The 25,289-nt window shown below is 68.6% G+C and carries 13 protein-coding genes; 9 read left to right on the top strand and 4 right to left on the bottom strand.

The features are described from left to right. Nucleotides 1-106: 106 nt before the first annotated feature. Nucleotides 107-2,752, bottom strand: coding sequence for a transglycosylase domain-containing protein (locus ACYVK5_RS01545; protein ID WP_460701525.1), 2,646 nt, complete (start codon nucleotides 2,750-2,752; stop codon nucleotides 107-109). A gap of 321 nt (nucleotides 2,753-3,073) precedes the next feature. On the opposite strand from ACYVK5_RS01545, the gene ACYVK5_RS01540 reads away from it, so the two are divergent. Further along, on the top strand, nucleotides 3,074-3,703 hold the full coding sequence (locus ACYVK5_RS01540) for a PadR family transcriptional regulator (RefSeq protein WP_460701524.1): 630 nt from the start codon (nucleotides 3,074-3,076) through the stop codon (nucleotides 3,701-3,703). Between the two features lie 9 nt (nucleotides 3,704-3,712). Continuing rightward, nucleotides 3,713-4,807 (top strand): inositol-3-phosphate synthase, encoded by a 1,095-nt coding sequence (locus ACYVK5_RS01535; protein WP_460701523.1) that lies wholly within the window; start codon nucleotides 3,713-3,715, stop codon nucleotides 4,805-4,807. Between the two features lie 51 nt (nucleotides 4,808-4,858). On the opposite strand, the gene ACYVK5_RS01530 is transcribed toward ACYVK5_RS01535, so the two are convergent. Then, entirely contained in the window at nucleotides 4,859-8,992 is a 4,134-nt protein-coding gene (locus ACYVK5_RS01530) for a S8 family serine peptidase (protein WP_460701522.1), read from the bottom strand. Nucleotides 8,993-9,247: 255 nt separating this feature from the next. Next, on the bottom strand, nucleotides 9,248-13,306 hold the full coding sequence (locus ACYVK5_RS01525) for a S8 family serine peptidase (protein WP_460701521.1): 4,059 nt from the start codon (nucleotides 13,304-13,306) through the stop codon (nucleotides 9,248-9,250). A 535-nt stretch (nucleotides 13,307-13,841) separates the two neighbouring features. Here ACYVK5_RS01525 and ACYVK5_RS01520 point away from each other — a divergent pair. After that, nucleotides 13,842-14,627, top strand: a complete 786-nt coding sequence (locus ACYVK5_RS01520) for a winged helix-turn-helix domain-containing protein (RefSeq protein WP_460701520.1) — start codon at nucleotides 13,842-13,844, stop codon at nucleotides 14,625-14,627. Nucleotides 14,628-14,741: 114 nt separating this feature from the next. Here the strand turns inward: ACYVK5_RS01520 and ACYVK5_RS01515 are convergent, their stop codons facing one another. Further along, a complete protein-coding gene (locus tag ACYVK5_RS01515; protein WP_460701722.1) occupies nucleotides 14,742-16,046 on the bottom strand; it encodes an MATE family efflux transporter in 1,305 nt (434 codons plus the stop codon). A gap of 504 nt (nucleotides 16,047-16,550) precedes the next feature. On the opposite strand from ACYVK5_RS01515, the gene dnaB reads away from it, so the two are divergent. The 6 genes from dnaB (at nucleotide 16,551) to ACYVK5_RS01485 (ending at nucleotide 25,161) form a co-directional block, all read left to right on the top strand. Then, nucleotides 16,551-19,139 (top strand): replicative DNA helicase, encoded by a 2,589-nt coding sequence (dnaB, locus tag ACYVK5_RS01510; RefSeq protein ID WP_460701721.1) that lies wholly within the window; start codon nucleotides 16,551-16,553, stop codon nucleotides 19,137-19,139. A gap of 250 nt (nucleotides 19,140-19,389) precedes the next feature. Beyond that, nucleotides 19,390-20,337: an ABC-three component system protein gene (locus tag ACYVK5_RS01505; protein WP_460701519.1), complete on the top strand. Its 948-nt coding sequence runs from the start codon at nucleotides 19,390-19,392 to the stop codon at nucleotides 20,335-20,337. Between the two features lie 25 nt (nucleotides 20,338-20,362). After that, nucleotides 20,363-20,572 carry an ABC-three component system middle component 6 gene (locus ACYVK5_RS01500; protein ID WP_460701720.1) on the top strand — a complete coding sequence of 70 codons (210 nt, stop codon included), beginning with the start codon at nucleotides 20,363-20,365 and terminating at the stop codon, nucleotides 20,570-20,572. Next, complete coding sequence (locus ACYVK5_RS01495; protein WP_460701518.1) at nucleotides 20,562-22,307, top strand: ABC-three component system protein; 1,746 nt, start codon at nucleotides 20,562-20,564, stop codon at nucleotides 22,305-22,307. The genes ACYVK5_RS01500 and ACYVK5_RS01495 overlap by 11 nt, the downstream gene beginning before the upstream one ends. Before the next feature lie 214 nt (nucleotides 22,308-22,521). Beyond that, the gene (locus ACYVK5_RS01490) at nucleotides 22,522-23,688 is read left to right on the top strand and encodes an AI-2E family transporter (RefSeq protein WP_460701517.1); all 1,167 of its coding nucleotides are present in this window, start codon (nucleotides 22,522-22,524) and stop codon (nucleotides 23,686-23,688) included. A gap of 216 nt (nucleotides 23,689-23,904) precedes the next feature. Continuing rightward, nucleotides 23,905-25,161, top strand: a complete 1,257-nt coding sequence (locus ACYVK5_RS01485) for a CE1 family esterase (protein WP_460701516.1) — start codon at nucleotides 23,905-23,907, stop codon at nucleotides 25,159-25,161. The last annotated feature ends 128 nt before the right edge of the window (nucleotides 25,162-25,289 follow it).

The raw sequence follows: 25,289 nt of genomic DNA, 5'->3' as shown, positions 1-25,289 counted from the left end.
ACGCCGGGCACAGCAAGGGCCGAGTCTACCGCGCCACCCCGCCCGGCCGAAGCCGGAGCGGGGTGGCGCGGGTCACCGACGACGATCGGCGGAGCCCGGCAGGACCTCAGCCGCCGTCGCTGTTGTTGCCGTTGCCGCCACCACCGGGCCCTGGCTCCTCGCTGGCCCCGTCGGTGGGCTCGTCACACGGATCGCGCTGGAAGATCCCACAGGTCGCGGTGGGGTCCGGCTCAACAGCCAGTGAGCCGTCGGAGACCCAGATCGTCACATCCGAGCCTCGTTGTGCCTGTGCGCCAGGACCGGGGTCCTGCTGCACCACCGTCCCCTCCGGCTGGTCGGACGGCTGCGTCTGGACGTTCACCCCGAAGCCAGCACTGCGCAGCGTGCTCTCCGCCTGCCGCTGATCCATCTGGACGACGCTCGGCACCGGAGACATGTTCTGCCCGGGCCCACGGGATCTCTCAACCGTGATCGTCGACAGCGCAGGAACTTCCTGCCCCGCGTTCTGGACAGTGATCACCGTTCCCGGCGGCAGTTCGCTCTCGACGTCCTGGGGTTGGGGGTTCAGCCCGATATCCGTGAGTGCCTTGCGCACCTCGTTCCAACTCTTGCCCTCCAGCCCGGTCGGGACCGTGACCGTCTCCGGCTCCTCGGACTGTGTCGGAGTAGGTGACGGCAACGGCTCGAACGTGTACTCGGGGAACTGCTCGATCGGCATCCCCTCGGTGGCGGTCGCCATGTACGTCGTCCACGCCTGGACGGGCCACGACCCGCCGGTGATCGCCTCGAACCCGCCGAACGCCGTGATCCTATCGATCACCTGCGATTCCTGGTTCCACTCGTAGACGCCGACGACCGTGGCGAGCTGCGGAGTGAATCCGGCGAACCACGCGGACCTGTTGTCGTTCGACGTTCCCGTCTTTCCCGCGATCGGCCGATCCGGGATCATGGACCGCACGAAGTGTCCGGACCCCTGGGGATCGTCCACCACCTGGGACATCGCGAACGTGGCAGCCGCGATGGCCTCCGGATCGATCTCGGCGTTCTCCCCGGGGAAGTCCGCCTCGTAGACGGTCTTGCCCGTGTCGGGGTCCACGATCTTGTCGACCAGGTGCGGCGTCGTCCGGACTCCGCCGTTCGCGATGGTCGCGTAAGCGCGTGCCAGGTCGACCGCGTAGACGGAGGACGTGCCGAGGACGTTGGAGACCTGGGCGGACGTTTCGCCCGGCGACGGCCTCGACTCCTTCTCCTCATCGGAGAGTGCGTTCCACTTGCTGTAGGCGATCGACCCTTCCACGTCGAGCCCGAGTTCCTTGGCCACTCGCTGCGACGCCTGCGGTGTCGCCTCGTGATTCAGCTGGACATAGGACGCGTTGACGGAGTGGATCGTCGATTGAAGCAGATCGATCTCGCCAGGGTTGTAGTTGTCGAAGTTCGTGACCGGCTTGGGCACCTCGACGCCGTCGACCTTGTCGGTGTAGTAGTCGAAGGTCTGCGAGTCGTTGCCGTTGTACCTCGTCCCCAACGGGATGCCCTGGTCCAGGGCGGCGATGAGGGTGAACGGCTTGAAGGTCGACCCTCCCTGCAGCCACTCATCGGTGGCCGCGTTCTTGGAATAGACGGGGTCCGCGTAATCGGGTCCGCCATACATCGCACGAATCGCACCCGAGGCGGGATCGATCGACACCAGCGACGACCGGGCATGCGGAGTGTTCGCGTCCTCGGGCAGTTTCGCCGCCTTCGCGGCGGCATTCTGCAGCTTCTTGTTCAGCGTGGTGTGGATCTCCAGGCCGTCGGTCGAGAGCCTCGAGATGTCGAAGTCCTGGCCTTGGAGCTCGCGTTCGATCTCCCTGAGGATGTACCCCTTCGGTCCGCCCCACGCGGACGACGCCTTCCGCTCCTTGGGGGTCGGGAAGCCCGCGTCCACCGCCTCGTCGTACTGCTCGTCGTTGATGTAACCGTCCGCGTGCATCAGGCTGAGCGTGCGTCCCCAGCGGCCTTCCGCCCAGTCCGGCCCCCACTCGGTCTCGTCGTAGGAGTTCGGGGACGGAATGATGCCGGCAAGGAACGCCGACTCCGACGGCGTGAGGTCCTTGGCGTTCTTTCCGTAGTACGACTGCGCGGCCGACTGGATCCCGAAGGAGCTCCGCCCGAGGTTGATGACGTTCAGGTATCCGTCGAGGATCTTCTCCGGCGGGTAGTCCTCGTCCTGGCGCACCTTCATCGCCATGATCATCTCGGTGAACTTGTCGGCGTAGGTCGGGCTGGGGTTCCAGCCCATCAGATACTGCTCGACGTACTGCTGCGTGAGCGTCGAGCCACCGCCGGTACCGGTGATCGCCGCGCGAACGATGCCTGTCGGGCTGATGCCGAGGTTGTTGGCGGCGTAGAAGTCGCGATCCTCCGAAGCCACCGGCGCGTTGGCGACCCAGATCGGCAGGTCGTCGACCGTGACGATCTTGCGGTCCTCCTCGGCCTTGAACTCACCGAGCGTGCCGCCCTTGCCCGCGTACTTCACGATCGACGTCTCGATACTCGCGTTCGCGACCTCACCGTCGATGGTGATGTTCATCCAGGCAGCAATCACGACACCGGCGACCAGCGACGTGCCGGCCAGCATCACTCCGATGATGAACCGCCATGACGGCAGCCATGCCTTCCATCCGGTGCGGTACGGCCGTGGGTAGTTCCAGAACAGGGTACGCGCACGCGGACGGGTGGGCGGGATCTGCGGGGCATTCCAAGTAGCCACGTCCTGCCTCTTCCTCTCGTTCGGTGAGGGCCGGTGCCCGAACGGGGTCTGGGGAACCGCACGGTCGAGGGCACATCGAACCATCGGACACAATAGAGGCACTGCCTCGGCGTCCTGCAACGATGAGGGCGGAATCCCACGGAGAGCGACGCAGTTCCCCCACGGCTCGCGCAGCCCTCGTCCCGCGCCTTCACGTGTTCATCACATTTGAGCCTCCATCCGTTGCGCCCGTCGACCGCACGTGCCTATCCTCGCGATGTATCGACTCGATAGGTCGGGCGCAACCAACTGAAGATGAACATCACGTGACAGGAGGCCCGCATGCGTAGTCGCACGGAAGTGCTGGAGATCGCGGCGCTCGGTCTCCTGAACGAGGCACCTCTGCACGGCTACGAGCTGCGCAAGCGGCTCAGCCTGGCGCTGGGCACGTTCCGCGCCCTGTCGTACGGCAGCCTCTACCCGGCTCTGCGCAAGCTCGTACAGCGCGGGCTCATCACGGCGGTGGAAGGAAGCCCGCGGCCGTCGTCGGCGGCGGCGGACAGGTCCAGGCCGGCGAAGCTCGGCCGGCGCGGCCGCATCGTCTACGAGCTGACGGCCGACGGCAAGGAACATCTCCACACCCTCCTGACGAATGCCGGGCCGGCCGCGTGGGAGGACGAGAACTTCGATGTCCGGTTCTCCCTTTTCGGGCAGACGGACGCCGAGACGCGCCTCCGCATCCTGGAGGGGCGCCGCACCCGCCTCGCCGAGCAGCTCGAGGCGGTCCGTGACGCCGCGGCCCTGCTCCGGAACCGCACGGACGAATACACCCGCGAGCTGCAGCGTTTCGGGCAGGAGAAGGTCGAGCACGAGGTCGACTGGATCGACCGGCTGATCCGCGCCGAACGCGGCCGCGTGGACACCGCGGACGGCGCCCACCCCCAAGTCCACAGGGAACACACCTCAGAGTAAGGAGCGAGGATGACTTCCATCCGCGTCGCGGTCGTCGGCGTAGGGAACTGTGCGTCGTCACTGATCCAGGGCGTGCACTACTACAAGGACGCCGATCCACAGGACAAGGTCCCGGGCCTCATGCACGTCCGGCTCGGCGACTACCACGTACGCGACCTCGAGTTCGTGGCGGCGTTCGACGTCGACGCGAAGAAGGTGGGTTTCGACCTCGCCGAGGCGATCACGGCGTCGGAGAACAACACGATCAAGATTGCCGACGTGCCGCCGCTCGGGGTCACCGTGCAGCGCGGCCCGACCCTGGACGGGCTCGGCACCTACTACCGGGACACCATCGACGAGGCCGACGGTGAGCCCGTCGACGTCGTCGCCGCCCTCCGCGAGGCCGAGGTGGACGTCCTCGTGTCCTACCTGCCGGTCGGGTCCGAGGAAGCCGACAAGTTCTACGCCCAGTGCGCCATCGACGCCGGCGTCGCGTTCGTCAACGCGCTGCCCGTGTTCATCGCCTCCGACCCGGAGTGGGCTGCGAAGTTCGAGGCGGCCGGCGTGCCGATCGTCGGCGACGACATCAAGTCGCAGGTGGGCGCCACCATCACGCATCGCGTGCTGGCCAAGCTGTTCGAGGACCGCGGCGTCGTCCTGGACCGCACGTACCAGCTCAACGTGGGCGGCAACATGGACTTCAAGAACATGCTGCAGCGCGAGCGGCTGGAGTCCAAGAAGGTCTCCAAGACCCAGTCGGTCACGTCGAACCTCACCGACGGGCCGCTCGCCGGCGTGAAGGACGACCGCAACGTGCACATCGGGCCGTCGGACTACGTCGCCTGGCTCGACGACCGCAAGTGGGCCTACGTGCGCCTGGAGGGCCGGGCGTTCGGCGAGGTCCCGCTGAACATGGAGTACAAGCTCGAGGTGTGGGACTCGCCGAACTCGGCGGGCATCATCATCGACGCGGTGCGTTGCGCGAAGATCGCGAAGGACCGCGGCGAGGGCGGCCCGATCCACCCGGCGTCGACCTACTTCATGAAGTCCCCGCCCGAGCAGCGCGAGGACACCGAGGGCCGCACCCGCCTGGAGGCGTGGATCCGGGGCGACGAGACGGCCTGACGGCCCCGCTGGTCGGTCATCCGATGACCGACCAGCGGGCCGCACCGCGACTCAGCCGCAGTACTCCGTCAGCAGGAAGTCGTGGACCACGGTCCTGCCCTTGATGATGCGGACGTTCGACTTCATCTCCGGCGGGTAGCCGTCCGCCGAGCTCAGCAGCGTGAGCCGGTTGTTCGACACCCCCATCCACCGTGCGTAACCGCCGTCGGGGCCGGTCACGAGGGTGATGTCGTACTCGGAACCGTCAAGGGTCACGAACGCGCCCTCGAGCGGCGCCGGATCGCCCTCGCACGGTTGCCCCGTCACCGTGCCGGTGATCTTTCCCCAGTTCTTGGGGGGCTTCACCGACATCGACACGGTCGCCCGGGGCGCCTCGTACGGCGTCGAACCGTTCACGACGACCGCCGACTCGTACGTGCCCGGCTGGTCGACCCGGCTGCTGTCCATCGTGACGTGCACGGTCGCCGACTCACCGGGCTCCAGCGAGAACTCCGGCGGCTGCACGTCGAGCCACGGCACGTCCACCGCGGTCTCGCCGGTCACGTTCATGACCACGTGCATGTCGGGGAAGCCGAGGTCCGCCACCTCGGTCGGCTCGGGGTTCCCGCACTGCTCGCTCGCGAGGTAGGTCGGGGCGGTCTCCCCCTCCGCGTTGGACCCGATGAAGAACTGCGGCCCGTCGTCCACGGCCACCTCGACCACGAGCGTGCTGCCCGCGGGCGCGGTGCCCTCGACCGGGACGTCGACGAGCGTGAGATCCGCGTCCTCCAGCGTCGTCGTCGCCGATCCGAGGAGCTCCATGTTCTCGTAGAGCAGCTCGCCGTCCAGCGTGTACAGGTTGACGGTCACCTCGGTCCCCGGGTCCGCGATCTCCACGCCGAAGGACACGTTCGTCACGGCGAACTCCCCGCCGATCTCGAAGTCCTCCAGCGTGAACGTGCGCAGCACCTGTGTCGCCGCGGCCGGGCAGGCCACGGAGTTCCCCGGCGCGATCTCCTGCGACGAGGAGTGCGTGATCGTGGTGCCCTCGGCGGCGAGCAGGGACGGCGTCGGGGCCGGCGTGACCGTCTCCCCGCCCTGCCCGTTCCGCGCGTAGCCGCGCTCGGCGTTCCGGTCCGACGGCGTGGCGTCGGCCGTCCCCATCGTGCCCGACGGCGAGGCGGGCGCGGTCGCGACCTCGGTCGCCTCGCCCTTGACGCCCTTGATCACGCCGCCGGACGCGCCGGACGACAGGATCTCGAAGTCCGACGACCCCGGGTACACCTCGACGTCGGCGGGCGCGGTGCCCTCGTTGGTCACGGTGAACCTGCCGGATCGGCTCCCGCCGAGCTTCGTCTCGGCGGACACCCGGTCCGGCGTCACCGAGAGCCGCGGCGCGGCGAGCTCGACGTCGTGCCGCGTGATCGCGTCCGCCTCGACGGCCACCGACGACTCGCTCGAGGCGTACCCCTTGCCGTCCACGGCGACCGTCCGTTCGCCCGCGGGCGTGAACAGCGAGTAGTAGCCGGGTCCCACCTGGGTGTTGGCGGCGTCGGTCGTCTGCACGCCGTCGTCGGGGAACTCGGTGTCGGACACGGTCGCACCGACCACGCCCTCACTCGTGTTCAGGTCGGTGACCAGGCCCGACACGAGACCGCCCTCGACGGGGAGGCATTCGCCGAAGCCGACGTCGTCGATCTGCCACCAGAAGCCCCAGAAGGCGTCGCCGTAGTGGAAGCGGACGCGGACGTCGCTCTGACCGCCTGCACCCGGCAGGTCCACGAGCATCCGGCCCTGTGCGGGGGTGGTCTGGTGCAGCACTGTCTCCCAGGTCTCGCCGCCGTCGACGGACAGGTCGACGTTCGCGAACTCCTGGATGGTGTCGAAGGCCTGGTCGAACGTCAGCGCGGGCGCCGACAGCCCGGAGAAGTCGAGCGGCGCGGTCGTCAGGGTCGTGTCCTGCTGCCCTTCGGGGCCGTAGGCGTCGCTGTTCACCTCGGCGAACAGGCCTTCACCGCCGGTCATGTTGCCGTAGCCGAAGGCGTCGTCGAACGTCCACACCTCGCCCGTTCCGGCGAGGTCCTCCACGCTCCAGCCCTCGGGCACCTCGCCGGACTCGAAGTCCTCGACGGGGATGCCCGCGCCACCGAACTCGTAGCCGGGCGCGACACAGGTCGCGGCGACCCGCGCGGCGACGTCGTGCACGACGGGCTCGGCGGCCACCTCGACCTCCTCGCGCGACGTCGTGTAGCCGTCGGACGTGGGGTCAGCGACCAGGGTGTGCGTCGCGTTCTCCGGAACGTCCAGCGTGTACTCGCCGGTGAACGGGTCCGCCCAGGCCGAGAAGCTCGCGGGAGCCCCCGCGATCCGGACCTCGGCAGCGAGCGGCCAGCCGTGCCCGGATCCGTCCGTGACGGTGCCGGTGACGGTGGTGAGGGGCGCGCGCTCGAGGACGACGTCGGCCGCCGCGGTCTCGCCGTCCGACACCTGGACGCCCTCGACGCTCCTCGCGACGAAGCCGAACGCCTCGACGCCGACGTCGTAGATGCCGGCCGGCAGCAGGATGCGGAACGCGCCGGAGGCGTCGGTAGCGGTGGAACGCTCGCCGACGGTCACGGTGGCGCCGTCGACGGGCTCACCGTCGGCGTCGGTCACGGACCCGGCGATGTAGCCGCGCTCCTCCTCGCCCGCGGCCTCGACCAGGGCGAGAACGTCGAGATCGCCCTCGCCGTACACGTTGTTGTTCTCCGGGGTGCCGCCGCACTCGTCGTCGGCGTGGTCGACGGCGGAGGCGTCCAGCAGGTCCCGCGTGGCCGGGATGTCGCCGATGAGGCTCGGAACGGCCGACCACAGCACCGCCACGGCACCCGTGACGTGCGGTGCGGCCATCGACGTGCCGGACGCCACCTCGTAGTCGCCGCCGGGGACGGAGGAGCGGACCTCCTGACCCGGTGCGGCGATGTTCGGCTGGACGATGCCGTCCTCGCCGGGGCCTCGCGAGGAGAACGCGGCGATCTCGCCCTCCGAGGTCGTGGCGCCCACGGAGTACGTCGCGGTGTTGGCCCCGGGGGAGGACGTGCTCTGGCAGCCGGCCTCGCCCGCGTTGCCCGCGGCCCAGACACCGAAGATGCCCGCGGCCTCCCAGGCGGCGACCTCGTCGGCGAAGAAGTCGTTGATGTCTCCCGGGAGCTGGGAGCCCCAGGAGTTGTTCACGACGTGCGGCCGCAGCGCCGGGTTCGGCTGGCTGCCGTCCGTGCGCGTCGGCGCGAGGAGCCACTGACCCGAGGCCAGCAGGTCGGCGTCCGAGCAGGTGTCGCAGCCGTTCGTCGCGATCCACTCGGCACCGGGCGCGACGCCGATCTGGTTGTCGGCGCCGTCGTCGCCCACCATCGTGCCCATCACGTGGGTGCCGTGGCCGGCGTTGTCGCACGGGTCGCCGCCGCAGCTCCCGGAGGCGTCGAACCAGTTGTAGTCGTTGTCGACGCCGCCGTCGTCGGCCGCTCCCCGGTAGTGGGGCGCGAGCGCCGGGTGTTCCAGGTCGGCGCCGGAGTCCACGGTGGCGACGGTGATGCCCTCGCCCGTGTGGCCGAGGTCCCAGGCAGCCGGGGCGTTGACCGCCTCGACGCCCCACTCGACCGAGGTCGCCTCGATGTCGCCCGGCGTCCGCTGTTCCACGGGCTCGATCGGCTCGACGGCGACGCGCTCGTGCACCTTCGTGACCTCGGGCTCGGCGGCGAGCCGCGTGGCGAGTTCCAGGTCGCCGTCGGTCACGAGGATGGAGTTGTTGATCCAGTACGTCTCGTAGTCCGCGCCGGCGGAGCGCAGGTCGGCGACGACGTCGGCCTGGGACTTCTTCGCGGCCGAGGTCAGCTCGTCGTAGACGTACCGGCCGCGCTCGTCCCAGTCGGTGATGGCGGCGGCGGGCCCGAGATCGGCGGTCTGCTCGAAGCGGATCCAGAAGGAACCGGACTTCCCGGTCCCGAGTCGGGTGCGGAGGGTGTCGGTGAGCTTCTTCGTCCCGGCGGCCGAGAGGCCGGCCGTGTCGTCGGTGGTGCGATCGGCGGTGACTGTGCCGGCAGTGCTCGGCAGCCCGGCCGGCTGGCCGGCGAGTGCTGGTGCGGCACTCACCGCCGAGGCGGCCACGAAGGAGAGCGCTGTCGCGATGGCGGCAGCGGCTCTCCTTCCGGGCATGGTGCGACGTCGCATGGAGCCTCCTGCGATACGGCGCCCGCGGGCCGCGGGCGCGTTGGCAACTCGTTGGATAACGGTTGGGTCACACCGTGTCCCAGTTCGAGGCCCGCGGCAAGGAAAGTCTATGACTTAAGCGCTCAACCTTCACACGATGCGCAAATTAGACTTCGGCTCACCCGACGCATCCCGAACCGGGCACGACGACGGCCCGGTCGTACCCCCAAGGACGTACGACCGGGCCGGATGGTTGCCCCTTACGGGCAGGTCAGGCTAGGGAAGCGCGTCGAGTGCGAAGTCGTACACGACGGTCTGGCCACGCACGATCGTGCCGGTCCTCACCTCCGGGACGTATCCGTCCTTGGCGGCGATGATGTTCAGCGAGTTGTTGGACACCCCCATCCAGTACTCGTAGGCGCCGTCCCCACCGGTGACGAGGGTGACGTCCTTCTCGAGGCCGTCGATGTGCACGGTGGCGCCGTCGAGCGGAGCGCCTGCCGTGCCGGAGATCGTGCCGGCGACCTTGCCCCAGCTCCCCGGCGGGTTCGCCACCAGCGTCGCCGCGACGGAGGGCTCGGCGTAGGGCGTGTCGGCCCCCAGCACCACGTCGGTGGTGTAGGTGCCGGGCTGGTCGACGGCGCGCGGGTCGATGGTCGCGACGATCCGGACCGACTCCCCCGGATCGAGCGTGACCGCGCCGGGCTGCGCGTCGAGCCAGGCCGCGTCGCCGCCACCGCCACCGCCGCCGGTGCTGCCGGACACGTTCATCACGATGTGCATGTCGGGCCAGCCGATCGAGTCGGTCGCGGTCGGCTCGCTGATCCCGCACTCGTCCGCCGCGAGGTACGACGGCGCGGTCTGACCGTCCGGGTTCGACCCGACGAAGAACACGCCGCCCGTGTCCCGCTGGTCGTGCGATACCACCTCGACGACCAGGGTGCCGCCCGCGATCTCTCCCTCCACCGGAACGGTGACCATGGAGAGCGACTGCTCCTCGATATCGACGTCGGCGGAGCCGAGCGGCTCCAGGTTCGCGTAGACGAAGTCCTCCCCGACCAACTCGTAGAGGTTGACCGTCAGGGTCTGCGCCGTCGCCTCCTCGATGCCGAACGACACCTCGGACACGGCGAACGACCCGTCGATCCCGAAGTCGCCCAGCGTGAACGTCCGCAGGAAGCGGTTCTCCGAGGTGCCGAAGTCGCTCCCGCAGGACGCCGAGTTGAGGGCGACGACCTCCTGCGACGCCGAGTGGGTGATGGTCGTCTCGGCCTGCGGGACGGACACCGCCGGGAAGGCGGAGGTGCCGGCCGTGAGCGACGAGGTGCTCAGCGCGCCGTCGGGGTCGTTACCCCGGGAACCCCCGATCGAGACCCCCGGCTCCCGCGAGGAGATCTCCGTGGCATCACCCTCGACGTGGTTGATCACGCCACCGGTCGAGGAACCCAGGCCGAGCATGTCGAAGTCGCCGCCGTCGGTTCCGAGGGAGAGGTCGGCCGGTGCCGAACCCTCGTTCGTCACCCTGAAGCCCCGCGTCGCCGGAGCGCCACCGAGCCGCTTCTCGACGGAGACGGCGTCCTTGTTGACCGTCAGCAGGCCCGCCTTGAGCTGGGCGTTCCGGGTCTTCGAGTCGCCGTCCTCGAGCAGGTTCACCCGCTTGTCGACGGACACGTAGTCGTCGGCGGAGAACTCCAGGTCGTACCGCCCCAGCGCCACGACCGCCGTGTAGCGGCCGTCGTCGCCGGTCGTGACGGTGTCAGCGGCACCGTCCGCGCCGGTCATGGTGACGGTCGCACCGGGGACCGGATCCTTGGTGTTGAAGTCCTTCACGATGCCCGACAGCGTCGCCAGCGGCGGCGCGGCGTACGTGATGGACAGCCCCTCGGACAGCACCGCGGAGTTGAACGAGTACTCGAGACCGACCTCGCCCGCCTCGTCCTCGATGCCGACCGTCGCCGAGGACCCGGCAGCGGTGTCGCCGCTGCCGGCGAGCTCGCCGTACCCGAGGACGATGTCACCGTCCGCGAGCAGCGTGACCGAGAAGTCGAGCCGGGCGTCCCGGTCCCCGAAGAGGGCGACGTCGCGGAACTCCAGCACGTACGCGTCGGTGCCGTCCACCGTCGCGGTGCCCTCGTAGAGCCCCGACTCGCCCGCGACGAAGTAGAGGTCGTCCCAGAACGGGTAGATCGCCGCGTTCGGCTCGGACGCCGCCGGGATCGAGGTGTTCGAGAACGACGTGCTGGCGGCCAGGAAGTTCACGTGGCCGTTGGTCGTCACGTACGCGGTGTCGTACGACTCGCCGTAGAAGGTGAAGTCGAACGGCAGCGAGACGGTGGTCGAGGCGTCGTCGCCGGCCAGGCCGGTGTCCGTGTCGCCCTGGAGGTACTCGCCGGTCGCGACCGAGCAGGAGTACCCGCGCTCGTCGACCAGCGCCTCGATCGTCACCGGCACGTCCAGATCGCCGTCGACGACGACGTCCTCGGCGAACGACGAGGCGCAGCCGCCTGTCTCCACCGAGAGGGGGTAGGTGCCCTCCGGCACGTCGGTGAACGCGAACGAGCCGTCCTCGGCGGTCGTGGTGTCGTCGAAGTGGCTGCCCAGGCTGACCGGGGCGTCCGCCACGGGACCGCCGCCGGCGAACGTCACCACGCCCGACACGGTGTGCCACGGGGCGGCCTCCAGCGTGATCGGTACGGTGACGGACTCGTCCTCGGTGACGGTCACCGGCTCCGGGGTGGAGTCCAGGTAACCGAACGCCGACGCCGACACGTCGTAGTCGCCCGCGACCACGGTCGCCGAGAAGGCGCCGTCCTCGCCGGTGGTGACGGTGCGGTCACGCTCGCCGTCGAGCAGCACGGTGGCGCCGTCGATCGGCGCCTCGTCCGCGTCGGTGACGACGCCCTCGACGGTGCCGGTCCCCGCGGTGGGGGCGGCGTCAATCGCCGCGGCGATGTCGAGCTTGCCCTCACCCCAGACGTGGTTCTCCTCGGCCGTCCCGCCGCACTGCAGGTCCTCGGTGTCCACGGCGGTCTGGTTCAGGACCGCCTTCGTGCCCTCGATGTCGCCGACCAGGGCCGGGGCCGCGCTCCACAACAGCGCGACGGCGCCCGCCAGGTGCGGGGTCGCCATCGAGGTACCGCTGAAGTTCGAGTACCCGCCACCCGGGACGGACGAGCGCACGTCGACGCCCGGAGCCGCGATGTTCGGCGTGGTCACGCCGTTCTCGCCCGGCCCGCGCGACGAGAAGTCCGCGATATTCCCGCTCACGTCATAAGCGCCCACGGCGTAGGTGTTCTCGTAGTCGCCGGGGAACCGCGACGTCTCGCACGCGGAGCCCTCGTTGCCCGCGGCCCACGCGCCGAAGATGCCCGCCGCGTCCCACGCGAGGGTCTCGTCGCGCATCCAGCCGTACGGATCGGACGCGCCGGGCGGAATGCCCCACGAGTTGTTGACGACGTGCGGGCGCATCGCCGGGTCCGGATCACTGCCGTCCGCACGCGTCGGGGCGAGGAACCACTGCGCGTCGGCGAGGTAGTCGTCACGCGTGCAACCGGCGTTGTCGATGCAGTTGACCGCGATCCACGTGGCGTCCGGCGCGACACCTACCTGGTTGCCGGCGCCGTCGTCGCCCACCATGGTGCCCGTGGTGTGCGTGCCGTGCCCCTGGGTGTCGCACGGGCTGCCCCCGCAGCCGCCCGGGATGTCGAACCAGTTGTAGTCGTTGTCGACGCTGCCGTCCGCGCCCATGCCGCGGTACTGGTCGGCGAGGGCCGGGTGGCTCCCGTCGACGCCGGTGTCGAAGCTGGCCACGGTGACGCCCGCCCCCGTGAAGCCCCGGTCCCACACCTCCGGGGCGTTGATCTCGTTGATGCCCCACTCCACGGCGGTGGTGAGCTTCTCGTCCGCCGGCGCCTTCTCGACCGGCGTGGTCTCGAGCATCTCGAACTGCTCGTGGATGCTCTCGACGGCGCTGCTCGCCGCGACCGAGTCGGCGAGGGCGAGCGTGCCGCTCTCCACGTAGATGGAGTTGTTGATCCAGTAGGACTCGTAGTCCGCCCCGGCGGCCTCGAGCTGCTTGATCACGCCGGCCTGCGCGGCCTCGGAGGTCTCCTGCAGGGCGTCGACGACGTACTGGCCGCGTTCGGCCCAGCCGGCGATGTCCTTGGCCGGCTCGAGTTCCGCCTGGTCGGCGAACTCGATCCAGAACGCTGCGGTCTTCTCCGATTCGAGCTGCTCGCGCGCGGCGGAGGTGAACTTGTTCTCCGGGTCATCGGCGACGGCGGCGGTCAGGTCGGAACCTTGCTGACTGGCGAACGCTGCTGGGGCAGCGGTCACCGCTGAAGTTGCGAGAAGCGCGATTGCCGCGGTGACGGCAGTGCTCGCGCGTCGCGCAATTCTGCGACGTTGCATGGAGCCTCCATGGTTCGGCACCTCCGCCCGTGTGGCGGGGGCACATATCGGCCCGCGGTTACGGGCCGGTAACCACAGTCGTTCCTGATGCTCGGGGCAACAAGGACGGGGCGTCGGCGACTCCAGGTCATGGCGGGGTCGATTCACGGCCAGAACTCGGTCGACATCCGGTCGGGCCCCGGCGTCAAGGGGTAGAGGCAGAATTCACCCACCCCGCGGGGGTGAATTCTCGCGACGCGCTCAGCGATCGGCGTAAATGCGACATGACGGCTTTGTACGGGGGCATACTGAAACACGGAATTAACGCGCGAGGCGCCAGGAAACGGCAGAATGGCCCAAATCCTGCCCCCCGCGTCGGCGGTACGCGGTCAAGGCAAGGACGCGCGACCGCCGTCGAACAGGCTCCGAGTGAACGCACGTACCCCCGAGACCCACCGGCCGCATCCCCAGAGAGGCCAACGTGACACGTATCGCACCTCGCCCGGGCAATGACGCCTACATCGTCTGCGTCGGGCTTCCCACGGAGATCGTCGCTCAGGTGGTGCACGCGCTCGGCGGGCAGCACGCCGTCCTCGTGGTGCCGGACAGCGACAGCGCAGTCAGCCTCCTGTCACCCCACCACCGGCCGGACGACGATCCCGCGCCCGCCGCCGAGCCCGAGGAGCCCCGACCGACTCCGCCGGACGGAGGCCGCGTGCTCGCCTTCCCCCGACGCGGCTCGCACGGGTTCCGGGCACCGACGAGGAGACACTCCGAGCCGTTCGCCGAGTCGGCGCGGGCCGACGCGGCGGGGCACGCCGACGGTGCGGCGTGGTCCGACGGTGCGGCGCACGCCGGCGGGGCGGGGTGGTCCGGCGGGGCGGCGCGCACCGGCCAGATTCCCGTCGCCACGGGAGCCGTTCCCGCGGTGAGCGGAGCCTTTCCCGTCGTTCCGCCCGCCGAGGGCGCTCCGGTCGCCCGCGGCCCGCTCACGCTGGACCTCGCCGCACGCGAGGTCCGGGTCCAGGGCAAGGAGGTGCACCTGTCGGCCCAGGAGTTCGACCTGCTCGCGACGCTCGCGTGCCAGCCCGGCCGCGTGTGGACGTTCGCCGAGCTGACCGCGCAGGTGTGGGGCACCCGGTACCTCGGTGACGCGGACGCCGTGACCTCCGCGATCAAGCGGCTCCGCCGCAGGCTGCCCCGTGTGCGCGGCCTGGAGGTCGCGTCGGTCCGCGGGGTCGGCTATCGGCTTCGGGTCCCCGAGTAGGAGGGCACGCCGAACGATCGGCCGGAAGTCGAATGATCGGTCGCCCGGGGAACCGACTGCTCGACATCGGACCGACCACCTCGCAACCGGCCGGTCACATCCCTGCCTCGGCCGTCACGCCCCGGTGATCAGCCAGCGGTTCCCCCGTGCCCTCAGGCCCGTCGTCAGGGCCCGGGCCGCCATGAAGACGCCCGCGAACGCGGCCCACAGCCAGGCCAGCCCGGCGCCGCCGTCGGGCGCCCACACGTGCACGGCGAGCGCGAACGGCACGTACGCGACGAGTGTCAGCATCCCGGCCCACGCGAGGTAGCGCCCGTCGCCTGCGCCGATGAGGACGCCGTCCAGCACGAACACCCAGCCGGCCATGGGCATCGTCACCCCGCAGACGGCGAGGCCGAGCGCGGCGGCCACCCGCACGCCGTCGTCGGACGAGAAGAGCGGCGCGATCCACCACCCGCCGGCCGCCATGACCAGCCCGATCCCGACGCCGGATCCGACGCCCCAGCGCAGGCAGCGGCGCAGCACGGCGCGGACGTGCCCCACGTCGCCAGCTCCGAGGCCGTGCCCGACGAGCGCCTGGGAGGCGATGGCGAGGGCGTCGAGCGCGAACGCGGCCAGTCCCCACATGCTGTTGACGATCTGGTGCCCGGCGAGCGCCACCGCGCCGAGGCCGGTGGCGACGTAGACGGTCAGCAGGATCGCCGCGCGCAGGCTGAGCGTGCGGATCACGAGGGGCAGGCCGGCGCGGGCGCCGGCGAGGATGCCGCGGGCGTGCGGGCGGAGGGTGGCGCCGCGGGCGCGGCCGCCTCGCACGACGATGACGCCGAACACGGCGGCCATGCCGAACTGCGTGAGCACGGTGCCGAGCGCCGAGCCGGCGATCCCCATGCCGGCCCCGTACACGAGCACGACGTTGAGGATCATGTTGGTCACGGCGCCGGCGGAGGCGACGATCAGCGGGGTGCGGGTGTCGCGCAGGCCGCGCAGCACCCCCGTCGCGGCGTTCACCATGAGCATCCCGACCAGGCCGGGGGCGGCCCAGGTCAGGTAGGTGACGGCGTGGCGCGCGACGTCGTCCCGGCCGCCGAGGGCCGTGACCGTCCAGTCGGCCGTCGCGACGAGGGCGACGGCGAGGGCAGCGCCGAGCCCGATCGCGAGCCAGATGCCGTCGATCCCGGCCTGCAGGGCGTCGCGTTCGCGTCCGGCGCCGGTGAGGCGCGCGACCTGGGCGGTGGTCGTGTAGGCGAGGAAGATGCACAGGCCGACGATGGTGAGCAGGATGTTCGCGGCGAGGCTCAGGCCGGCGAGCTGTGCGGTGCCGAGGTGTCCGACGATCGCGGAGTCGGCGAGGACGAACAGCGGTTCGGCGATCAGCGCGCCGAGTGCGGGCAGGGCGAGGGCGAGGATCTCCCGGTCGATGCCACGTCCCGTGCCGGGATGATGTGGTGCACGACGGCGGGCCGTGGGCGTGCTGTGGCAGGTGGGGTGTGGTGGGCGGTGGGCGCCCGACGACGTCGCGCCTGTGGATAACGGTGCGTTGGATCGCTCATGAGAGGCCGTGGTGTCTGAACTCACGGCGTCGGGAGTGTTGTCATCAGGTGTCGGCGTGGCGTGACGGGACTCGCCCAACTTTTCTTCCTCCACAGGCTGGGGGCAGTATTCATGCAGGTCAGACGGCCCTTGGCGATGTTATGCACAGGTGTTGTCCACAGTTATCCACAGACTTGTCCACCGGTGTACACAGCCCTGGCCACTTTTCCACACCGCTATCCACAGGTGTGTCCACAGGCCGCGTTGCGGGGTGTCGCTCGGCCGTGTCAGTGTCCCGGAGTACAACTGGAGCCAACGCCCTGGACGGAATGTTCAACGGGCGGCCAGATCGACCGTGACGGACGCGGCGAGACACACAGAGAGGAGGCCCGGATGTCGATCGACGAACTCGAGGCAGAGTACTCCGGGCCCGGGCCCGGTCTCGACCGCACACCGCCGCAGGACATCGCGGCGGAGATGAGCGTGCTCGGCGGCATGCTGCTGTCGAAGGACGCCATCGCGGACGTGATCGAGCAGATCCGCGGGAACGACTTCTACCGGCCCGCGCACGAGCAGGTCTACGACGCGATCATCGACCTGTACGGGCGGGGCGAACCGGCTGACGCGATCACGGTCGTCGCCGAGCTGAACCGCCGCGGCGAGCTCGCGCGCATCGGCGGGGCGCCGTACGTGCACGACCTCATGGCGAGCGTGCCCACCGCGGCGAACGCCGGCTACTACGCGAGGATCGTGCGCGAGCGTGCGATCCTGCGGCGCCTCGTCGAGGCGGGCACGCGCATCGTGCAGATGGGGTACTCGACGGACGGCGGCGAGGTCGACGACGTCGTGAACAACGCCCAGGCCGAGGTCTACGCGGTGACCGAGCGCCGGGCCAGCGAGGACTACCTGCCGCTGTCGGAGATCATCGGCCCGACGTTCGACGAGATCGACGCGGCCCAGGGTCGCGGCGAGGGCATGGTGGGCGTCCCGACGGGCTACTCCGACTTCGACAGGCTGACGAACGGCCTGCACCCGGGCCAGATGATCGTGGTCGCGGCCAGACCTGCGATTGGCAAGGCGCTGGCGCTGGACACTCCGCTGCCGACGCCGTCAGGTTGGACCACGATGGGCGACGTCGCCGTGGGCGACGAACTGATCGCGGCCGACGGAACGCCGACGAAGGTCGTCGCTGCCACCGAGATGATGACCGGCCGCCCCTGCTACGAGGTCGAGTTCGACGACGGCACGGTGATCGTCGCCGATGCGCAGCATCAGTGGGTCACGAGCACTCGTGCGCAGCGTCGCAAGGTGAAGGACGGCGAAACGCCTGAGACCACCGTCCACACGACCGAGCAGATCGCCTCGACAGTACGCTGCAAGACTGCGGACCGACGCGCCAACCACTCGATCGCAACCGCTCGGCCGATTGATCTCCCCGACGTCGACCTTCCGATCCATCCGTACGCACTCGGGATCTGGTTGGGCGACGGAAGCTCACGGCGTGCCGAGTTCACTTCGGCCGATCCCGAGATCGCCGCGCGGATCGAGGGTCTCGGCTACACCGCACAGGCAAAGGGGTCCAAGACAGGCCGTGCGAGGACTTACAACCTCCTCCTACCAGAGCCCGAACCAGTCGTTCGCGCGTGCATAGTGTGCGGAAGCGCGTTTACCCCCGTGCGGGCAACGCTCCTTGCCTGCGGCAGCTCCTGTGCAGCGCGCTCTCGCGGGATGGAGCGGCCCGAGCTGCCGAAGTGCCCCGACTGCGGGAAGCCCGGATGGGGATTCCGACGCTGCCAGGAGTGCCACAACAGGAACGGCACGATGGGTGGGCGGCTTCGCGCGCTCGGTGTGCTGCAAAACAAGCATGTGCCTATGTCGTACCTCCGTGCTGGCGAGTCGCAGCGGCGCGAGTTGCTCGCTGGCCTCCTGGACTCCGACGGGACGGTCAACCCGCACGGCAGTGTCCAGATCACAGTGACAAGTCATCGGCTCGCGCTGGGCATTCGCGAACTGATCCTCTCTCTTGGCTACCGGACCGGCTGGTCTGAGAGGACAGTCAAGGGCCGCAGCGAAGCGTCATCCACCGCCTACACGATGACGTTCACTACAGACGATGACGCCTTCCGTCTCGAACGGAAGCGACTCATGCACAAGGAGCGACGGCGACCCCCCACAGCGAAGCTCACTTCGCGGTTCATCGTTGATGTCCGGCCGGTCGAGTCCGTGCCGGTGCGGTGCGTCGAGGTGGAGCATCCGTCGCACCTGTATCTGGCGAGCCGGTCGATGGTGCCGACGCACAACTCCGTTCTGGGGATCAACGTCGCAGGTCATGCTGCTATTCATCACGACAAGGCCGCTGTGATCTTCTCTCTGGAGATGAGCCGGAACGAGATCACCATGCGTCTGCTCGCCGGCGAGGCGCGGGTGCCGCTGACACGCATGCGGTCCGGGCAGATGGATGACGGCGACTGGCAGAAGCTGGCCGCCACCATGGGCAAGATCTCGGACGCGCCGCTGTTCATCGATGATTCGCCGAACATGTCGCTCATGGAGATCCGGGCCAAGTGCCGGCGGCTCAAGCAGCGGCACGACCTCAAGCTCGTCGTGATCGACTACCTCCAGCTCATGTCGTCCGGCAAGCGCGTCGAGTCCCGACAGCAGGAGGTCTCGGAGTTCTCCCGTGCGCTCAAGCTACTGGCGAAGGAGCTCGAGGTCCCGGTCATCGCGATCTCCCAGCTCAACCGAGGGCCAGAGCAGCGTGGCGACAAGAAACCGCAGATGTCTGATTTGCGTGAATCGGGGTCTATAGAACAAGATGCGGATGTTGTCATACTTTTGCATCGCGAGGACGCCTACGAGAAGGAGTCCCCGCGTGCCGGCGAGGCGGACCTGATCGTGGCCAAGCACCGTAACGGCCCCACGGACGTCATTACGGTGGCATTCCAGGGGCACTACCAACGCTTCGTCGACATGCAGGTGTAACTCCTCAACGCAGGCGGTGGGCACCCACCGGCAGCCACCTGCCAGGGCAGTGCTTCGAATGGCGGGGCGTAGGTGATCACGCGAGACCGCCGTAGGCACTTCACTGCCGACTCAACCACGTCACGCCTAGCATGGTCGCCCTGATCACGTCAAAATCGACCCGCGCCGCCCGCGAAAGAATGCGGAGCATGAGGCGGCCGACCGATACCCTGCAAGGCAGCTATCCGGGACGTGGGAGAGGAGACCTACGATGGTGCTGCTTAACTCCAACTGGCGCGACTGGTACCACTTCCGCCACAAGGAAGCGAGCTTCGCCTCCGGCGCCCAGTTCGAGGACTATGTGACGCGCGTCCTGGCGCGATTCCACGATGACTTCATCAACCCGGCCCCTACCGGTGCGCTCGGGGATGGCGGTGCTGACGGTCTCGCGAAAGCCGGAACAGTGCTCTATGCTTGCTACGGGCAGCGACCGGGCCGGAACGCGGAAGGTGAGCTTCGCCGCAAGCTCGCGAACGACTTTGCCCGCGGCCGGGATTCCTGGCCCAACTTTCACACCTGGCGATTCGTGACCAACGCTCCCGTCGGGCCCTCGACCGCAAACGAGTTCACCGCGCTCCAGCGGCTGCATGGGGCCGGTGCCTCGCGCGAGCTCACGATGCGGATCTGGACACCCGACGACCTTTGGCGCACCGTCCTCTCTGGACTGCCAGCTGAGACGCTCGATGAGCTGTACCCAGGCGCGCCGGGGATCGCCGATCTGGAACTCGCGCACTTGGTCCCGCTTCTAGAGGCGCTTGGCGGGCCATCGGATGGGGACGACCTCACGTCTGCGATCCATCCGGTACCTCCGAGCAAGATGGACTTCAACGAGATCCCTGAGGGCGCGCGCCTTGAGTTCAACTCAGGTCGCACCATGGCCCCGCGGATCGATCGATGGTATGCAGAGTCCGCTGACCCTGCGGCCTACGACGCGCACGGGGAGCGATTCACGGAGATCTATCGGAACGCTCGAGAGGTCGTCTCCGACCCGGGCGAGATCCTGGAACGAGTCTACGTAGCAGTCGCGGGCCCGAACTTCCGGATGGATCGCAAACGGGCGAACGCAACGTACGCCGTGGTCGCGTACTTCTTCGACTCGTGCCACATCTTCGAGATGCCACCCATCGACGTTGGGAGCTCTGGTGCTGCTGCCAACTAAGGGTGTCTCGGCCGAGCGCGCTCTGATGACGATCGGATCAGAACTCCTCGATCTCTTGCGGACGCCCAAGTCAGTATCCGCGTTGTGGGAGCAATACGCTGCGCACGCGAACGAGCCTCAAGACACCGACCGCATCACGTTCGACTGGTTCTCACTTGCTCTGGCGTCGCTCTTCGCCATCAATCTGGTCCAGTGGACCCCGGCAGGACATCTGAGGAGGGCCAATGTTCGTTAACTCTCTCGGATCGTCCGACGGCCGCTTCAAGACTCTCCGCTTCCGCGATGGCCTGAACATTCTCGTCGCGGACCGTACTGAGACTTCGGAACAGGGCGACAGTCGCAACAGCATTGGCAAGACGAGCTCGGTCAAGGTTCTTCGCTACGTTCTTGGCGGCGACCTACCCAAGGAGTTCAAGGCACTTGAGCTTGCTGAGCATCAGTTCACTGTTGTACTTCAACTCCCGTCGGTCGAAGGCGCAGGAGAGGATACGGTCACGGTGACGCGCGCTGTGTCTCCAACAACGCGCGTGACGATCAGCGGTTGGTCCGTGGTTACTGATCGCCAGTCGATCCACGTTGACGATTGGAAGACGCTGCAAGCGCAGTACCTGTTCCAGATCCCGGATGGTGTGAGCCGACCCACGGTTGGTCAATTGTGGGGACAGGCAATACGTAACGTCTTCACCAACCCCACCAAGGTCCATCCGACCGAGCCAGATTGGGAGTCGGGCGTTCGCATCGGGCACCTTCTCGGGCTGTCGTCAGAGATCCTCGCCAAGTCAGGCGAGCTTGAGCAGCTGACCAAGCAGGGCAAGGCGATCCGCAAGGCGGTCAAGGAGGGCGCCCTCCCGCACCTCGCGCTTGATGAGCCGAAGCTTCGCGCGCGGCTGGCCTCTGCGCGCCGGCAGCGTGACGAAACCCAGAAGTCCCTCAGCGCATACAAGGTCGACGAGAAATACGCGGATCATCAGCGCCATGCGGACCAGCTGACCGCCTCGATCCAGCGACTCAACGACGAGGGACTGACGCTCCAGCGCCGATCGCGCGAGTTGCACGAGGCATTGCGCAATGAAGTAGACCCTGCGGAAGACGCTCAACTGCGCGACAAACTGGCCCGCGTCTACACGGAGCTCGGCGTCGTGCTACCCGAGTTGGTCGCACGCCGATACGAGGAGGTTGCGGAGTTCCATCGATCGGTCGTCCGAAACCGTCGCGGGTTCCTGCAGCAGGAAATGAATGCCGTTGGCGCACGCCTCGCAGAGATCGACAATGAGCGTTCCGATCTGGATTCTGAGCGTTCCGAGGTCCTGCGTCTCCTCTCTGAGACGGTCGCGCTCGACACGTTCCTTGCAGTACAACGTGACCTCGCCAAACTCGAGGCAGGTGTCGCAGACCTGGAGCGGCGTGTCGATGCGGCCGCACGGGTCAGCCAGATCGGCGACCAGGTGAAGCTCAAGACAGCGGAACTAGTGACTTCCGTCCGAGCAGAACTCCACGAGCGGTCCAAATCGCTTGAAGCGCCGATTGCTCTCTTTGAGGAGCTGGGCTCGGAGATCTATACCGACCGCGAGGCCAACCTGCTCGTCGAGCCCACCAATAGGGGCGTCTTAAAGGTCACTCCTTACTTGTCGGGCGACGCGAGCACTGGCGTCAAGAGCGTCGAGACCTTTATGTTCGACATGGTTTGCCTGATCTCCGCGATCAAGAACACCCGAGCACCGCGCATCGTCGTGCACGACAGCCATCTCTTCGACGCGATCGACGGGCGGCAGATCGCATCATGTCTCAACATCGGTGCCCGCCTCGCCGAACAGCACGGTTTTCAGTACGTCGTCACGCTCAATTCTGACTTCATTGACCTCGTCGAGACTCAGAGCGACGGAGCCTTTGATGCAGGGCCGTACATCATGTCAACACGGCTCACAGACGCAACCGACGACGGGGGATTGTTCGGCTTCCGCTTCAACTGAGGCCACTGGGCGCACTTGGGTACGCAGGCGCGACCCGGAGCGGAATGGGCCCGTGTCGAGTACCCTCGGCGACCTGCCCTCGTGGCCCGCGCCACGATCCCTCTCCGCTGCATGCGGCTCCCTGACCTGGTCGCCCGCCGAGCGGTGCGGGCCCGGTCGCAATAGCGTCGGGTACGTCCAGCGCCCGCCGGACCGAGCACAAGGAGGACAGGCGATGGGTCTCTTCGGCCGCCGCACACCGCCCACCCGTCCGAGCGTCGAGGCACAGCCTCCGGCCGAGCAGCAGGCACCCGCCGACAGCGGGACGTCCCGGATGTGGTCGGACGGTTTCGGCCGCATCGCTACACGGTCACTGCAGGTCCTCGCCGTGATCGCGATCATCGCCATTTTCGGGTACGTGGGCACGCGCCTGACGCTCGTCGTGATCCCGATCCTCATCGCACTCGTGCTGGCAGCGGCGATCTCCCCGCTGGTCTCGTTCCTGCGTCGTCGGGGCCTGCCGTCACTGCTCGCGACGTGGATCTCGCTCCTTTCGCTGGTCGCGCTGCTGTCGGCGATCGTGTGGCTTGTCGTGCTGGCCGTCGTGGACCAGTGGGACGAGCTGGTGGACCAGGCGCTCGAGGGCTTCAACTCCTTGCAGACCTACATCCAGGACCTGCCCTTCGAGATCACCGAGGAACAGTTCGAGTCGGTCCGCGACTCCGCCGTGAGGCTGCTGCAGTCCGATGCCGTGGGCTCGGGCGCCATTGCCGGCGTCTCCCAGACCGCCAACTTCGTCGCGGGCTTCTTCATCATGATCGTCGTCCTGTTCTTCTTCCTGAAGGACGGCCCGGCGATGTGGGAGTTCCTGCTGCGGCCGTTCGAGGGGCACCGGTACGAGCGAGGCCGCCGCGTCGGTACCGCGACGATCAGCACGCTCGGCAACTACGTGCGCGGGACGGCGATCGTGGCGATCGTCGACGCGATCGGCATCGGGATCGGCCTCGCGATCGTGGGTGTGCCGCTCGTCATCCCGCTGGCCGTGCTCGTCTTCCTGCTCGCCTTCATCCCCCTGGTCGGTGCCACCCTGGCCGGCATCCTCGCGGCTCTGGTCACCCTTGTCGCGGTCGGACCCGTCGAGGCACTCGTCGTCGTCGCGATCGTCGTCGCCGTGAACCAGCTCGAGGGCAACTTCCTCCAGCCGATCGTCATGGGCCGGACCCTGCGCCTGCACCCGCTCGTCATCCTGTTCGCCCTGACCGCGGGGACGGTGCTCGCCGGCATCACCGGCGCCGTGCTCGCCGTGCCGATCGCCGCATCGATCTGGCGCGCGATCCAGGTGTGGGACGGCCCTGGCGTGCCGGCGTCGTTCGCCCGCAAGAAGCGCCCCGAAAGCGTCTGATCGCGTGTGCCAGAGCCGTAGGCTCTGGCGCGTCGACCCGGGCACGGGCCGATCATCGGGCCCGGCGGTCCGGCCTGCCGTCGTCGGATGTCGCGAACCGTTTAGCCCTGTTCGGCTCGCCGACGTTTAACGATATATTCGGCGAATCGGCGGGCTTTGTCCCGTGGACGCGTCCCCGGCAGCGCTGCCGGGGACCCTGCTGAAGGGAGCGACACCATGCGACACCCCACCCCGTCCCGAAGCCGACGGGTCCTCCTGGCGGCCGCGGCCGCCCTGCTCGCCCTGGGCGGGCTGACAGCGCCATCCTGGGCTCTGCCCGGGAACGCCGCCCCGGCGGCCACAGCCGCCACCGCCGGCTGCGGCCAGTCCGCGGGCATGGCAACCGGCAACCACACCATCACGAGCGGCGGCCAGTCCCGCACGTTCCGCCTCGACGTGCCCGCCGGATACGACCCGAACCGCACCTACCGCCTCGTCGTGGGGCTGCACTGGTGGCACGGCACGTCCCAGGACGTGGTGAACCAGGGCTTCTACGGCCTGAAGCCACTCGCGAACGAGAGCACGGTGTTCGTGGCCCCGCAGGGCATCGACAACGCCTGGCCCAACAACAACGGCCAGGACGTCGCGTTCGTCGACGACGTGCTCCGCACCGTCGAGTCCGCGCTCTGCATCGACACGACCCAGCGGTTCGCGACCGGCTTCAGCTACGGCGGCGGCATGAGCAACGCCCTGGCGTGCGCGCGCTCCGACGTGTTCCGCGCGGTCGCGGTCCTCAACGGCGCGCAGCTGTCCGGGTGCGCCGGCGGCACCCAGCCCGTTGCGTACCTCGGCTCCCACGGTGTCGTGGACAGCGTCCTGAACATCCAGCGGGGCCGCGAACTGCGCGACCGCTTCCTGCAGAACAACGGGTGCCAGGCCCAGCAGGCGCCCGAGCCCGCCGCGGGCAGCGGCACGCACATCAAGACCACCTACACGTGCCGCGACGGCTACCCGGTCGTGTGGATCGCGAACGACAGCGACCACCAGTGGGACGCACGGGACCGCGGGCAGTCGCAGTCGCACGTGCCTGGTGAGATCTGGCAGTTCTTCACGTCCCTGACGTCGACGACGCCGACACCCACGCCCACGCCCACGCCGACCTCAACACCCACACCGACACCCACCCCGACGACCACCACCCCCGCCGGGGACTGCACCGCGACCTACAGCACCGTCAACTCGTGGCCCGGCGGCTTCCAGGGCGAGGTGACCGTCCAGGCCGGCTCCGCGTTGACGTCGTGGAACGTCAGCTGGCAGCTGTCCGGCGAGCAGGTGAACCAGGTGTGGAACGGGACTGCGACCACGCAGGGCGACGTCTTCACCGTCCGGAACGCGGACTGGAACGGCCAGCTCCCGGCCGGTGGCACCACGACCTTCGGCCTGCTCGGCAGCGGCACACCACCGACGTCGGCCCTGACGTGCACGAGCTCCTGAGGAGGTACGAACCGCGCGGGTAGGTGTGGTCGGCCGGATGTCGAGTGGTTGGTCCGATGTCGAGAAGTCGGCCCCCCGAGGGACCGACCCCACGGACATCGGACCGACGGCTCGACACCGGACCGACC

The sequence above is a fragment of the Myceligenerans halotolerans genome, from assembly GCF_054782975.1.
This window is presented reverse-complemented; position numbering and strand designations above follow the sequence as displayed.